The sequence below is a fragment of the Bacteroidota bacterium genome, assembly GCA_016711505.1.
GTDB lineage: Bacteria > Bacteroidota > Bacteroidia > AKYH767-A > 2013-40CM-41-45 > JADKIH01.
The window spans coordinates 208350-223308 of sequence record JADJSV010000018.1 but is presented as its reverse complement, the minus strand read 5'-3'; the positions used below and the strand labels follow the sequence as shown (position 1 = coordinate 223308).

The window sequence follows — 14959 nt, the reverse complement described above, 5'->3', positions numbered from 1 at the left end:
TGGGATTATTTTCCGTTACCGGAAGTTTTATTAGATGTAAACATTTCATTTAACTTTTCACGGATTTCATTGAAAACAGTTTCAGCACGGCTACCTGCTTCTTTAGCGACTTCTTCGATTTTATCACGCAGATGATCGGCTTTATCTCTGTAGGTATTTCCAAATTTTCCGCCGTTGATCACATTATCAATTTCGCCATGAAGAAATGAAGGGAACTTTGTTTTTAATTCTTCACTAACTAATTCTATCGATTTTTTCGCCTGCTCTCCGGTTATCCCGGTACTGCCTACGATCTTGTGAATAAGCGCTTCCATGTCTGTTTTATAAAGATTATTAATAGTTTTGTTGTCAATTCAAAAATAGACAAAGGTTTTTGACAATTCAACACCCTTATGAAGATAGATTTAACCGGAAAAAAGGCAATAGTATGTGGAAGTACCCAGGGAATTGGACGTGCTTCGGCAGTTGTTTTAGCTGAATTAGGCGCGAATATTACGTTAATCGCCCGTAATGAAGTGGAACTTCAAAAAACTGCAGCTGCTCTTCCATCAAAAGGTCAGAAGCATGACTATATCGTTGCAGATTTCAGTCAGCCGGAAGACCTCCGCCGGAAGGTCGATGCATATATCAGTTCAAATGGTCCGGTTCACATTTTAGTTAATAATACCGGGGGACCTGCAGGTGGACCGATTGTCAATGCAAAGAGTGATGAATTTCTGAGTGCATTTACCAACCATCTTCTCTGTAATCAACATCTGGCACAAGCAACTTTTGAAGGAATGAAGTCAGCCGGATATGGCCGGATAATCAATATCATTTCAACATCAGTCAAACAACCATTGAAAGGACTCGGAGTTTCAAATACGATTCGTGCAGCGGTAGGAAATTGGGCAAAGACCTGGGCCAATGAAGTTGGTGCATTCAATATTACTGTCAACAATGTATTACCCGGAGCAACAGGAACCGGACGGTTAAAAAGTATCATTGAAAATAAATCTTCGAAGACGGGAATTTCGGTTAGCGAAGTCGAATCAGAGATGATCGAAGAGATTCCGATGAAACGATTTGCCACTCCGGAAGAGATTGCAAATGCCGTTGCTTTCCTCGCTTCACCGGCAGCATCGTACATTACAGGAATTAATCTGCCGGTTGATGGCGGACGAACAGGCAATTTATAACAATCATTTCGTTCAGTAGACAATCATTATTGAACGTATAAATATCAATAGCGAACATTAATGGAAAAGATAAGAATTCAGAACTTTATCAATGGTGAATTCAGTGCACCGGTTTCAGGAAATTATTTAGACAACATTGATCCGGCAACGGGCGAAGTTTATAGTTTCATTCCTGATTCCGATGAGCGTGATGTTGAGCTGGCAGTTGCTGCAGCGCGGGCAGCTTTCCCGTCGTGGTCGATGATGCAGAAAGAAAAACGTTCGGCAATTCTTATCAGACTATCCGAATTGATCGAAGCCAATCTCGAAGAATTTGCAATTGCAGAATCGATTGATAATGGAAAACCGGTCTGGCTTTCGCGTTCTGTCGATATCCCAAGAGCGGTTTCCAATTTTCATTTTTATGCTACGGGAGCATTGCATGTTTCGACAGAAACACATGCTATGGAAAATACTGCCTTGAATTATACTTTGCGGACACCGATCGGTGTGGCAGGATGTATTTCTCCCTGGAATCTCCCACTCTATCTTTTCACATGGAAAATTGCACCGGCTCTGGCAAGTGGTAATTGTGTTGTTGCAAAACCATCGGAAGTTACACCGATGACAGCATTCAAGCTCGCTCAACTTTGTAATGAAGCAGGAATGCCGAAAGGAGTTTTAAATATCGTACACGGACTTGGACCAAAAGTTGGAATGGCCATTGTTTCACATCCTAAAATTCCTGTGATCAGTTTCACAGGTGGAACAAAAACCGGCGAAACAATTGCGAGAACTATTGCACCAATGTTCAAAAAAATGTCGCTTGAATTAGGTGGTAAAAATCCAAACATCATTTTTGCAGATTGCGATTTTGAACATGCAGTCAAGACTACTATAAAATCATCATTCAGTAATCAGGGAGAGATCTGTTTATGTGGGTCAAGGATCTTTATTGAAAGACCGTTATATGAAAAGTTCAAAGCTGCATTGATTGAAGAAGCAAAGAAATTAAAAGTTGGAGATCCACTCGACGAAAAAAGTATAATGGGTGCCATCGTTTCCAAACCACATTACGAAAAAATCCTTTCATACATTGAACTTGCAAAACAGGAAGGTGGAAAAATTGTATTCGGTGGGAAGAGTGTAAATCCGGGTGGAAAAAACTCAAACGGATTTTTTATTGAACCAACTATCATTGAAGGGTTAGCATACGATTGCAGAACAAATCAGGAAGAAATTTTTGGTCCTGTCGTTACATTAACTCCGTTTGATACAGAAGAAGAAGTTCTGATGTTTGCTAACAGTACAACATACGGTCTTGCAGCAACGCTATGGACAACAAACTTATCACGCGCACATAGAATGTCTGCTCTGATCGAAAGTGGAATTGTATGGGTAAATTGCTGGCTCCTCCGCGATCTTAGAACACCATTCGGCGGAATGAAAGGATCGGGAGTTGGTCGTGAAGGAGGTTTTGAGGCGTTGAAGTTTTTTACGGAAGAGAAGAATGTTTGCATTAAGTTTTGAAACTCGAAATTTTAACACGGAGAACACAGAGAAAAAAATTGAGAAAAAAGAAGCTCAATCAAATATTAAAGTTTAATGCATTGTCCCCCTCTGTGTTCTCCCTTTTTTTCTCCATGTAATCCGTGTTTTATTTTCTATTCTCACTCCTCACCAATTAAAATAATGTCTCCAACCGAAATCGCCAACAAATGGTTCTCCGCCTTCAACATTCAAAATGTAAACGACCTTCTTTCTTTGTATGATGATAACGCTGAACATTTCAGTCCGCGTCTGCTAAAAAATCATCCTGAAACAAATGGTCTGATCAAAGGAAAAGCTGCAATGAAAGATTGGTGGCAAGGCGCATTCGACAAAATGCCTTCATTGAGATATTCGCCAATTGAAATCCGGGAAGAAGGTGATATTGTTTTTCTGAAATACAAACGAACGGTTGACGGAGAGCCGGAGGTTATTGTGAATGAGTATTTAAAGATTTCATCTGGTTTGATAGCGTATTCGAAGGTTACTTAAATAAAACACTAAGAACACAAGTTCACAAAAGATCACGGAATGTGCTAATAATAAATTACAACATATTCCGTGATCTTTTGTGAACTTGTGTTCTTAGTGTTATACTTTCTTTGTTTTACATTATTTATTCCTCGATTACAATCTTCCTCGATTGCATCTTATCCCCACTGATCAATTTCAAAATATAAATCCCTGCCGGAAGTCTTGCTTCGGAGCGCATCAGTTTGATTTCATGTTCGCCTTCGCTTTGTTGACCGTAGTCTAAAGCATAAACGATTCTACCCGCAACGTCAGTAATCTCAATTCTTGTTTCGCTGGCTTCATCAAGGAAGTAACGAACATTGATCTCTTCTGTTATAGGATTTGGGAAAATGGAAAGTTTATCACCAGCAGGAACAGCAGCATCATCTGATAACCGCGGAGCAATTGGTGTTCCTGATTTCTGAATTGTAAACTGATCAAAGACAGACCCTGTGTAAGTAAGGAATTTGCAATCCATACGGTCACCAAGAACATCAATAACCAATGAACCATACACCTGAACAGATGATGAATACATTGCATTGTGTGGCCAGCCGGGACTTGTAGATCCGAGCTGTCCGGAAACCCCTACCACAGTATAAACTGTTCCATTAAAAGAGGGCGAAGATTTAGTATAAGATGCCGGAAAAATTCCACTACCTGAATTGACAGCCATTGTTGCTGCATTAAAAGTAGATTCAACACCATAATGACCTTTTATCATCATTGATCTTTCATACGAATGACTATGCCCCGATAAGACAAGATCCACTTTTTTATTTTCAAGGATAGGAACAATGTTTGTCCGCATCTGAATCAATTCTGTTTCTGTATCTGAGTTGTGCGATCCTAATGAATACGGAGGATGATGGAAATAAACTATTGTCCACCGTTGAGTATTTGCAGCTAGATCATTCGTTAGCCATGTTGCCATATTTCCTCCTGTCGCACGGAAAGTTGAGCCTGTAGATTCAAGACATACAAAATGTACGTTTGCATAATTGAAAGAATAATATGCTTCAGTTCCACTTGCCAATCCACCGGCTTCAGCTGCTTTAGGTAATGTAAAATTATCGTAATACGGACCTGATTGAGCTGCAGCATTTGCAGTATGCAGATCATGATTTCCGGCTGCCGGCCAGATGACAGTATTTTTCATCCGGTATGTATATTTAGCAAATACGTTGGTGCTATATTCTGCATCCGTTCCATCTGAATATGCGTTATCGCCAACCCAAAGCCATACATTTGTAGGTGTTGTTCCTGTGTAATTTCTGTAGGCATCACGAACAAGATTTTGCGCATTTGAGTTAACACCAAAATCACCAATGGTCCAGATCCTTACCGGACCTGTAGAACCTACTACAGGATGTGTGATGAAATAATTTCCTGTGTCACCTTGAAGTGTTGTTGCAGAACTTCCTACTGAATAATAATATTTTGTGTTTGCAACTAAACCTGTAAGCTGCACAATATGTTCACCTGTAACAACTGCATCTGTTTTTGAAAGCGAAAGATTCGTTGCCGAAGTTCCGTATTTTATTTTGCTGTCTGTCGGAGTATTAGTACGCCATCTTATAAAAATACTCGTTGATGTTGCAAGATTCAGATATGGTCCTCTTGTAAGTGTAAGAACACCTGCAGGTGTTTGAAAAATTCCACTTGTACTCCACGCACCTGCTCCGCTTGCGCATACAACCTGAATTTGAAATTCATACCACGTCGATGCTGAAAGATTGGTTAGCGTTTTTGAAACTGCTGTTGAATTGGTCTGCACCCAGTTGTTAGAATATCGCACTGCATATCTGACGTTATAACTCAATGCAGCAGTCACTGCACGCCAACCGATGGTTGCTGAATTCGATGTGATAGCAGTAGTTGAATAGTAATACGGATCAGCTACCCCGCAATTAGAAGATAATGTTGTAAAGGCATTACTGGCACTATATGGTAAAAGTGGATTTGCAACACAGATACAACGAACTACCCATGTGTACGATGTATTTGGTAAAAGTCCGGTAAACGTATACGAGTGTGATGTTCCTAAAACTTTGATCCATGTATAAACAGTTGATCCGGTAACACTGTAGCGAATCATAAATGTATCCGCATTCACATTTGGATTCCAGGTAATGGTTGCATTATTGGAAGTAATATTATTAGTTGCTGTAAGATTCGGTATCACACATGAAACTGTACCGACAGCAGTATTGAAAGAAGCAGGAGTTGGTTGATACCCACCTGAAGCTCCACCTGCACAATAAGTTCTTACAACCCATTGATAACTTGTTGCAGGATATAGTCCGGTTATTGTTACAGATGTTGCACTTGCACTTGGGACAGACTTATAAAAATATGCAGTTGAACCGGTAACATTATATCTGACCAAAAAACTGTCAGCAACTGTTGCTGCCCAATTGAACTTTGCACTGCTCACTGTAATATTAGTGGTTGTTAAGTTTGCAGGTAAATTACAGGCTGCTTCAACCTTTTGATAATTCAAAATGGTCCCCATTACTATCGTACAAAATGCAATCAATACTTTAAAAGTAGCCGTTCTAATCATCTCAATAATTCTTAATTGTTCGCTGAACACGCAAATTAATGAAAAAATCCATGTTAACAAATTGTTAAGTGACGGAAAAGCAATTCACTTCATGTATTATCCAAAGTACATGCGTTTTTAATACCTCAATGCATTGTGAGTAAAAAATTGCAAAGGTCTGTCTACTATTGGTAAAAGTCTGAAAATGATTGGTAAAAAAATGGTCTGATGATCAAATCTATAAATAAAGATCAATTCATCAGACCACCGATAATTTGTTAAAATTGGCGAGTGATTAAAATCAGGTTACGAAGAATTAATCACAGCGCTTATTATTGAATAATTATTTTCATGACACGGGAGTTTTTATCAGTCAATACATAAAGATAATACAAGCCTTTTGCAATTGAACTTGTATATAACGTATGCTGATTTATTCCATTTATCAATTTCAAATTGCTTCGCATCACTTCTTTTCCCGTCGCATCAATTACTTTGATCAATGCATTTTCAGAAGTTGAAGAAATTATATTCAGATTGATTTCTTCAGTAGCTGGATTTGGAAATGCATAGACAGGAATTGTTCCGCCGGCATTTTCATTTATGCCAATGAACAATGTTACTCCGATCGAATCAACACTTGTACATCCGTTTGGACCTGTTACAATAACTGAATAAGTTGCTGCGCTATTTACTGTGATGGTCTGAGTTGTCTCACCCGTTGACCATAAATAAGATGTTTGAGTACCGGCATCCAGCATCAGTGTTGTACCGGTTTCAATAGCAGTATCATTTCCTAATTCAACAGTTGGTACAGGAATGATCACAACATCAGCCGGTGTTCTGGAACTTTCGCAGATATTAAATGATGCAGCATAGAAAGTTGCATCGCTTGTTAATGGCGGAGTTGTAAGCAATGATCCGGTGCCCAATAAATTTCCGCCGACAGGAGCATCGTACCAATAAACCTGTGCAACAGAAACTGCATTTACATAAGCAACTCCCTGACCGCAACTTGTTGTATCACTGGTTACAGGCGGAGCGGGAATTTCGTGTATCGTTGCAATTGCAGGAATTCTTTCACTTGCACAAGCACCAACAGCTTCTGCATAATATGTAGTTGTAGTACTTAATGCAGGAGTAAGGAAATTAAATCCGCTACCAACTTGTGTTCCGCCAAAATAAGCATCATACCAGAAGATCGGATCAGCAGCATTTGCATTCAACACAACTGTTCCCGGACCGCATCTTGAATTATCAGTTACAGTTGGAGCAGGTGCAGAAGTGACAGTAACAATTACCGGAAGTCTTTCGCTTGGACAAACGATGCCGGCTTCCATATAATAGACGGTATCATGCGGAATAAATCCGGTGATGAAAAGATTGCCTGTATGAATTAGTGCTCCACCCGTTTGTGCATTGTACCATCTTACTTCTGCAGTATCAACTGCATTGAGAATTACATTGCCGGGACCACAACGATTTTGATCCGGACAAACAGGTGCGGCAGTAACAGGATTTACTTCAACTGTTATATCAACCAGATTACTTGGACAAGTCAAACTTGTCTGAGCAAAGAATTGTGTAGTACCGGTAAGATATGGTGTAATGAAATTTGGTCCTGTGCCGATGATGTTTCCTCCGGGTGCAGCAAACCAATAAATTGAATCAGGTGCATACGCACTTAGTTGAACTTGTCCTTCACCGCATCGCGCTGCAGGTGCGATTACAGGATCTGCTCCCTGAGTTACAACCGTTACGACTGTTGGCAGTGATGTAGTAGTACATCCACCAAAATTAATAATGACGTTATATGTACCTGCAACACTTGAAGTGAGTAGTGTATCAGTTGCACCGGGAATGTCTGCATTATTTCTTTGCCATTGATAAGTATAACCTGGTGTATATGGAATAACTAAAGCCACGCTACCACCAACACAAAATGTTGTACTTCCATTTACTTCTGTTTCTGTATTCAGTGCTCCTGAGAATTCCACTCCCGGTGATCCACCGATACAACCGGCATACCAGCTTGCACCTATAGAAAGATCTGCAGTATTAGCTGTCAACTCATTTGTATAACCTTGTCCATCGGAAGCAACCGGCCATGGAGCAACATCCTGAAAATAGAATGATTTGAAAACGGTTCCATCATTTTTAATAAAGCGAATTTGTTCACCGGCGTTACTCAGATTAAAACCAAGTGGACCTATCACATTATTAACCGTTGGATAAACTGTTCTGAATTGTTCAAGGTCTTCAGCAATTACAAGATATCCATTTGGAGGAATGACAGTGCTGACAGGAAAAGTAAAAGTGTTCCAGTCGTTTTCATCTTTCAACATCCATCCGGAAATATCAAGTGCAACGTTTCCATAGTTATGTAATTCTAACCAGTCTTCTGCCGGATAAAGTGTTCCTGAATTATAATTGAATTCACTGATGGTCAATTGCGGTGTTATAGCACTGCCGGAAAAGTGAGCAGTAATAGCATCATTACCTGTAAAATTATAAGTGGCAACCTGATCAGGATCATTGCCTCCTATCACCAATGGAGAACTCCAGTGATTAAATGTATAACCCGGATTTGGAATTGCAGTAATCGTTACAGGATTTCCGTTGAAGTAAACTCCTGACCATGGATAACTATCAGGTACAACAGTAGAGATCTGAATACGGCCGGCATTTGCGGGAGTAACATTTAATGTCAATAAAACTTTTCCTGCTAAACCGAATTCATCCCTGATCTGACTCCTTGCTGTGTCTGCACGGAGGTTAATAAAATTCCGCATGACATTAATATTGCTTTGCCACTGCGTCATATTACTTCCCCATTTTGCAAAATGTTCAGGCATATCATAGGCCATGCTATCCTGAAACTGATGCATGATCGGGAACATTTCATTTGGAAGAAAAATAGTATTGATCAGATCTGCATATCTGTTAATGAATTCTCTTTTAAATTTTGCATTTCTTAAGAAACCATTAAATAGCTGAGATGAATAAGATCTTGCTGTCGGATGAATCGCTTTCGACAATCTGTTCTCTGTAAAGTTTGCATCATAGCCCAAACCGAAATCAAGATCATAAAGTAGATAACGGCCTTTTCCACCATCTCTGATCGGACGCCACATTTTTATATTATTCGTCCAGTCACCGATCCAGTCGCCATTATTAAAATATGTTTCACATGTCCAGTAATCAATAACATTTTTCAGATCCCATGTTGAATCCATCAATGCATAGAATTGTTGTCTGGAAGAATCTTGTGTAGTAACGTAGTTCAATGTATTCCAGAAAAAATCATCCGTTCCTTCTTTCACTTCGACAGTACTTCCAAATTCTTTCAGGTAATCGATCTCATCTTTTTCATAGCCGAAATTATTTTTTATCCAGTGATGATCATGATTTTCATGGATTGTATAAACGCCCCAGAAATCACCATTCAGAAATACCACTGCCGGTTCTGCTGCTACATATCCGGTATGTGTTGGTTTCATAACTCTCTCCATGAATGCATCACGGAAGTGTACGATGTTGTAATCGGTACCTGAATTACGAAGAACGAAATTATCTGTTTCATCGATTTCGGGTTTGTCGGAAAACAAAGGATAGTGAATTTCGCCTTGACCTAAACGATCACTGAGTTTGATCTCAAAACTTTTCTGCGGCTGAGCTCTTGAATAATTTCCATAGATAGAAATCGAAGCGTCAAAATTAAAGATCCGGCTTTTGTCGCGGTCAAAAAATTCTATCGATGCATTCTTTTCTCTGTCTTGCCAAAAATTTGCTCCGAAGTATGGGTAATTAGGTTGTGCATTCGGGCCGAATGAATAGATCCCGGTATTCTCATCCCATAGATTTAACGAATCGGTGTTGATTGCAAAAACAGGAAGCGTTATATCTTCATCAATGAAATAGGTATTTGTTACAGTTGCTGAAGGCAGTTTTCCATTTGAAAATGCTTTAGCACGTACAACCTGTGATGAGTTGATAAGTATTGGAAACAGATATGGTGTTGATGTCGCTGTTGGTTCATCTCCGTTCAGCGTATATCTTACTAATCCGGCTTGAGGATTCGTCAATGTCAGCCATCGTGAACTTGTATAGAAACCTGCCGTTAAAGAAAAGATCGGTGGTAAAGCATATGAAGTATAGCAAACAGAATTGTCGTTTGTTGATCCGGGTGAAGGTGTATTTACAAAACACCAGTTAACCGAGCCATCAGGAATTCTTGCATTGGAATGATCTGATTGCATTGAAACAAATGTTCTGCTGTCAATGATAGTTGATGATGCATTAGTCAGATAAACTGTCTCACCACTTCTGCTTAATTTAAAATTTGCATTATAATATTCCTTCGGTGGATTATTAAAAAACGGCGGCGTCGGTCCATAAATCGTCCCGGGATTTTGTATTCCAAATGACAGATAAACAATTGCTGTAAGATCGCCTGAGTTTGCCGGCTGATTGTGTACTTCAACAGCAAGAACATTCGAACCTTGTACCAGAGCACTTTTGAAAAGAGCATGATCAATAAAAAAAGAATCGGGATCTTCACCCTGATACACTTTCGCTTCATGGCTTAAAATAGCAAGTTCATTGTATGCCGGACGGACTCCCTGAACTCCAATATTTGCGCGGGCAATTTCTATTCCGTTGAGATATGCAACAAAACCATCGTCATAATCTATATTGAAAATTGCATTCACGATCTGAGACGTATCAGACACGTTAAATGTTTTCCTCATCAATACAGTTCTGCACTGAGAAATTGTTGTCTGATCGTCACCATCTCCAAAACCAATTCCTCCTGCACCTGTATTCCATGCTGCATCATTAAAAGACCGATTACGCCAGTTAGTATCAGGAGTCGGATTTGATGAATAGTATTTCCAGATATCAGAAGCATTAATTGGAGTTTCCCAATGATCAGAGATCGTTGTCCGATTATCATCAGATGCGAATACGATCAGATGCGAATCCGGCTGTAGAATATAAGCCGGAAAAGTAAAGAGACTGAAATTTGTATTGTCATCAGAAAGATGATAGCCGGCAAGATTCACAGCGCTACCACCGGAATTATAGATCTCTATCCAGTCATCGTATTCCTCCAGACCATTTTGTATAGTAGAAGTATTAGAGGCAGAGATCTCATTGATTACAATTTGTGCATTAGCTGAAAAAGTAATGGCCTGACTAAATATAATCAGAAGTACCAGATAAACAGAAAGGGCGGCACCTCGTTTAGTTAAAATAACAGGAGTATGAAGTTGTTTCATTATGAATCCGGGAGATATTAGTAAAGTTAATTTACGGAAATTTAAAGATAATTTGTTTATAATTTAACCTATTCGATTACAATTTTGGCTAATAAACGATTTTAACCTTTGTATAGATTGTCAGAGGCAACAAATGTACGGACATTGAGTCGTTTATAAATCTTTATGCCTGTTAAATATTAGGGAATCTCTATATGTAAGGTGAATATTCATTTAACAAACTGAAAATATGACTAATTTTGGGTTCAACTCAGAATAAAAACATTTATGGAATCTTCACGTCGCGATTTTTTAAAGAAAGGCTCATTGCTGGCAGTAGCAGGAATAGGCTCACAAATCTTAGGATCATCAATTGCAAAAGCAGCAAGTGCATTGACCGATGAAGAAGAATACAGCACATTTTCACTTGGGCCATTACCTTATTCGTATGATGCTTTAGAGCCTCACATCGACAAACAAACGATGGAGATTCATTATACGAAACATCATCAGGCATATGTGAATAATCTTAATGCAGCTATGAAGGCTGATAAGATCAAATCTACATTAACTGATCTGATGAAGAACACTTCGAAATACAGTGCTGCTGTAAGAAACAATGCAGGCGGACATTGGAATCACACTTTTTTCTGGGAAACAATTTCACCTTCAGCAGGTGGTAGTCCGAAGAATGTAGAATTCTCTACTGCACTTTCAAATTCATTCGGATCATTTGAAGATTTTGTTGCCCGCTTTGAGGAAACTGCATCAAAGCGGTTTGGGTCAGGATGGGCATGGTTAATTCAGACTGCAGATCGAAAACTGGTTATTACTTCCACACCTAATCAGGACAATCCGTTGATGGATGTAGCAACAGAAAAGGGTGCGCCAATTCTGGGACTTGATGTCTGGGAACATGCTTATTACCTTAAGTATCAGAACCGTAGAGCAGATTATGTAAAAGCCTGGTGGAATCTTGTGAATTGGGATAAGGCAACGCAGCGGTATCTAGGAATATAATTAATATTGGATAATTAATAATATCACGTCTTTGATTTGATATTATCTTGGAATTCAAGGGTTTTTGTGCTGCGTTTTTTATGTTGCCTTTTTACAGGTTCAAGTTTTGGTGTATTTGAATTCTCAAGCGTGGTCGGAATCAGGCAAATAAAAAATTTATTGACCTATTGCTTTTTATTCCTTGATTGTTACCTTTGCCCTCCCTAATAAAAAACCTTCTTTCTGTGTGTTCTAGTTCGCCGCGGCGAATAGCTTAAGCAGGAAAGAATGGTCTTCTCACTGAGAAAACAGTGCGAAGGTACATTCTTCCTTAGCTCAGCTGGTTAGAGCATCTGACTGTTAATCAGAGGGTCCCTGGTTCGAGCCCAGGAGGGAGAGCAGAATGAGTTTTCAAGTGTAACATACACTTACTCAAAATCTCGAAAACAAAAGGTCACCGAAAGGTGGCCTTTTGTAATTTTAGGGATTTCCCTATTTTTTTATGGTGAATTGATTAGATAATTTTATTCGAGATATGTTTTTGTGTACATCATTTACTGCAAAACTGCCGATATTTTTTATGTCGGTTCAACAGATGATTATGAACGTCGATTAGTTGAACACAACAATCATGAAAAATAAATTCACTTCAAAATTTGATTTCTGGGAACTCAAATTGGTACTTGCTTTTAATTCAAGGGCAGAAGCCATGAAAATGGAAAAATTTATAAAAAAACAAAAGTCAAAACTATTCATTGAAAAATTAATTCTTGGAGAAAACCTAACCGGAAATCTGGCTCAGCTGGTTAGAGTCCCGCACGTGCGGGATTAATCAGAGGGTCCCTGGTTCGAGTCCGTCCATACGGGAAGAGCAGAATGAGTTTTCAAGTGTAACATACACTTACTCAAAATCTCGAAAACAAAAGGTCACCGAAAGGTGGCCTTTTGTAATTTTAGGGATTTCCCTATTTTTTTATGGTGAATTGATTAGATAATTTTTATTCGAGATATGTTTTTTGTGTACATCATTTACTGCAAAACTGCCGATATTTTTTATGTCGGTTCAACAGATGATTATGAACGTCGATTAGTTGAACACAACAATCATGAAAAAAATAAATTCACTTCAAAATTTGATTTCTGGGAACTCAAATTGGTACTTGCTTTTAATTCAAAGGATGAAGTTCTTTTACCTCTCTAATTGCTTGAGTTATTTGATTTTTACTCAGATATAGCTCAGAAATCGAATTGATTTCAGTAGATCTTTTATCTTAAAAGAACATCGAAACTTTTCATTAAATTTGATTTGTTGCATGAATTTTCAATAATTATTCTTGCATTTTGCATCCTTTTGTGCTATATTTGTCGTAGAAAGGCAAACGATGTCAAAAGTAACCGAACTAAAGAAACACCTTAAACGAGGTGAAGTCTATCGACGCTCTGATCTTGCTCAATGGTCAAATGCGGTAGATCGCCATATAGGTACACTTGTAAAGGATGGAACTTTACAAAAACTATCTGGAGGACTTTATTATTACCCTAACGAAAGTGTTTTTGGGAATATGCCACCGGATGAATTAGCACTCGTTCGCAGCTTCCTGAAAGACGATTATTTCCTTGTAACTTCTCCTAATGATTATAACAGTCTAGGCGTTGGAACTACCCAACTATATAATTCACGTGTTGTTTATAACCACAAACGACATGGAGAATTTAAACTTGGTGGCAGAACATTTATGTTCTTTTCAAAGCACCGCTTTCCTACAAAGGCCACTCCTGAATTTTTATTAGTTGATTTAGTGAGTAACCTCGATAAGTTAGCAGAAGACACGGAACTTGTGCTAAAGAATGTTTCAACGAAATTAAAAACAATGGATCTTAAAAAACTGAAACAAGCGGTAAAAGAATTCGGTAGTGCACGTGCGAAATCAGTTTTAACTCCGCTGATCAAACAATCCGAAGTTCAACATGCCTATTGATTATTTGCATAATCACAAAGAGTTTGCAAACCTGTTAAGTATTCTTGAAACAGAAACAGGAATTATTCCGCAACTAATCGAGAAAGACTATTGGATAATGCATGTGCTGTACGGCCTCAAGCAACAAGGCTTTGAGTTTGAATTAAAAGGAGGCACATCGCTTTCCAAAGGATATAAAATCATTGATCGATTTTCGGAAGACATTGACATTTATATCAAACCTTCTTCAAACTTAACAGTTGAAACAAACCCAAAGAAGACAAAACCTAGTCATGTGCTTTCACGGAAAGATTACTATGATTGGCTTGCATCAAATATTAAAATTGATGGTATTGTTTCAGTGGAAAGAGACGAAGCATTTGACAATAAAAAAACATATAATAGCGGCGGCATTCGTTTAATATACCCAAGAGTAACAGCTCCAGTTAGCGGTATGAAGGACGGAATTTTATTGGAATTAGGATTCGATACAGTTACGCCCAACAATCCTCTTACAATTAGTTCGTGGGCGTTTGATAAAGCAAACGAAACAAAGGCTGTCGAGATAAAAGATAACAGAGCAATAGACGTTTTGTGTTATAGTCCAAGCTATACATTCGTAGAAAAATTACAAACAATTGTTACAAAATTTCGCAAGGAAGAACAGGGAGGAGAAGAACTCCCTAACTTGATGCGTCAGTATTATGATGTCTTTTCACTCCTTGGAATTGACGAAGTACAAAAATTTATCGGTACTCCAGAATATCTTGAAAACAAAGCAGCTAGATTATCAAATGCAGATTTAAAAGTACCTCTTCACGAAAACGAAGCTTTCAAACTTTCCAACGCTGAATTGCGATCAAAATTTATTCAGAGATATAAATCAACTTCAAAACTCTACTACAACGGTCAACCTGAATTCGAAACTTTACTGACTAGAATCCATGAATTTCTAGATAAATTTTGATTGACTTTCCC

General features: G+C 38.6%; 10 protein-coding genes, 1 tRNA gene and 1 pseudogene. 9 read left to right on the top strand and 3 right to left on the bottom strand.

Features of this window, described 5'->3' with window-relative positions; translation table 11 throughout:
* Nucleotides 1-5: 5 nt before the first annotated feature.
* On the bottom strand, nucleotides 6-314 hold the full coding sequence (locus IPL24_17085; GenBank protein ID MBK8365317.1) for a hypothetical protein: 309 nt from the start codon (nucleotides 312-314) through the stop codon (nucleotides 6-8).
* A gap of 78 nt (nucleotides 315-392) precedes the next feature.
* Here IPL24_17085 and IPL24_17080 point away from each other — a divergent pair, with 78 nt between their 5' ends.
* The 3 genes from IPL24_17080 (at nucleotide 393) to IPL24_17070 (ending at nucleotide 3197) form a co-directional block, all read left to right on the top strand.
* On the top strand, nucleotides 393-1178 hold the full coding sequence (locus IPL24_17080) for an SDR family oxidoreductase (protein ID MBK8365316.1): 786 nt from the start codon (nucleotides 393-395) through the stop codon (nucleotides 1176-1178).
* Nucleotides 1179-1238: 60 nt separating this feature from the next.
* Complete coding sequence (locus IPL24_17075) at nucleotides 1239-2687, top strand: aldehyde dehydrogenase (GenBank protein ID MBK8365315.1); 1449 nt, start codon at nucleotides 1239-1241, stop codon at nucleotides 2685-2687.
* Nucleotides 2688-2849: 162 nt separating this feature from the next.
* Entirely contained in the window at nucleotides 2850-3197 is a 348-nt protein-coding gene (locus IPL24_17070; protein MBK8365314.1) for a nuclear transport factor 2 family protein, read from the top strand.
* 124 nt (nucleotides 3198-3321) lie between these two features.
* Here IPL24_17070 and IPL24_17065 read toward each other — a convergent pair whose 3' ends face one another.
* The gene (locus IPL24_17065; GenBank protein MBK8365313.1) at nucleotides 3322-5784 is read right to left on the bottom strand and encodes a fibronectin type III domain-containing protein; all 2463 of its coding nucleotides are present in this window, start codon (nucleotides 5782-5784) and stop codon (nucleotides 3322-3324) included.
* Nucleotides 5785-6095: 311 nt separating this feature from the next.
* Entirely contained in the window at nucleotides 6096-11045 is a 4950-nt protein-coding gene (locus IPL24_17060; GenBank protein MBK8365312.1) for a CotH kinase family protein, read from the bottom strand.
* A gap of 267 nt (nucleotides 11046-11312) precedes the next feature.
* Between IPL24_17060 and IPL24_17055 the strand changes: the two genes are divergently transcribed.
* The 6 genes and pseudogenes from IPL24_17055 (at nucleotide 11313) to IPL24_17030 (ending at nucleotide 14948) form a co-directional block, all read left to right on the top strand.
* Nucleotides 11313-12044: a superoxide dismutase gene (locus IPL24_17055; GenBank protein MBK8365311.1), complete on the top strand. Its 732-nt coding sequence runs from the start codon at nucleotides 11313-11315 to the stop codon at nucleotides 12042-12044.
* Between the two features lie 304 nt (nucleotides 12045-12348).
* Nucleotides 12349-12422: transfer RNA gene (locus IPL24_17050), tRNA-Asn, on the top strand.
* Between the two features lie 144 nt (nucleotides 12423-12566).
* Nucleotides 12567-12855: pseudogene (locus tag IPL24_17045) on the top strand (GIY-YIG nuclease family protein).
* A 186-nt stretch (nucleotides 12856-13041) separates the two neighbouring features.
* Complete coding sequence (locus IPL24_17040) at nucleotides 13042-13224, top strand: GIY-YIG nuclease family protein (GenBank protein ID MBK8365310.1); 183 nt, start codon at nucleotides 13042-13044, stop codon at nucleotides 13222-13224.
* A 181-nt stretch (nucleotides 13225-13405) separates the two neighbouring features.
* Nucleotides 13406-14002, top strand: a complete 597-nt coding sequence (locus tag IPL24_17035) for a hypothetical protein (protein ID MBK8365309.1) — start codon at nucleotides 13406-13408, stop codon at nucleotides 14000-14002.
* Nucleotides 13992-14948, top strand: a complete 957-nt coding sequence (locus IPL24_17030; GenBank protein MBK8365308.1) for a nucleotidyl transferase AbiEii/AbiGii toxin family protein — start codon at nucleotides 13992-13994, stop codon at nucleotides 14946-14948. The genes IPL24_17035 and IPL24_17030 overlap by 11 nt, the downstream gene beginning before the upstream one ends.
* Nucleotides 14949-14959: the final 11 nt, after the last annotated feature.

Excerpts from the sequence above, each read along its gene's own strand:
- IPL24_17085 (MBK8365317.1), bottom strand. The coding sequence starts at position 314 with ATGGAAGCGCTTATTCACAAGATCGTAGGCAGTACCGGGATAACCGGA.
- IPL24_17080 (MBK8365316.1), top strand. The coding sequence starts at position 393 with ATGAAGATAGATTTAACCGGAAAAAAGGCAATAGTATGTGGAAGTACC.
- IPL24_17075 (MBK8365315.1), top strand. The coding sequence starts at position 1,239 with ATGGAAAAGATAAGAATTCAGAACTTTATCAATGGTGAATTCAGTGCA.
- IPL24_17070 (MBK8365314.1), top strand. The coding sequence starts at position 2,850 with ATGTCTCCAACCGAAATCGCCAACAAATGGTTCTCCGCCTTCAACATT.
- IPL24_17065 (MBK8365313.1), bottom strand. The coding sequence starts at position 5,784 with ATGATTAGAACGGCTACTTTTAAAGTATTGATTGCATTTTGTACGATA.
- IPL24_17060 (MBK8365312.1), bottom strand. The coding sequence starts at position 11,045 with ATGAAACAACTTCATACTCCTGTTATTTTAACTAAACGAGGTGCCGCC.
- IPL24_17055 (MBK8365311.1), top strand. The coding sequence starts at position 11,313 with ATGGAATCTTCACGTCGCGATTTTTTAAAGAAAGGCTCATTGCTGGCA.
- IPL24_17035 (MBK8365309.1), top strand. The coding sequence starts at position 13,406 with ATGTCAAAAGTAACCGAACTAAAGAAACACCTTAAACGAGGTGAAGTC.
- IPL24_17030 (MBK8365308.1), top strand. The coding sequence starts at position 13,992 with ATGCCTATTGATTATTTGCATAATCACAAAGAGTTTGCAAACCTGTTA.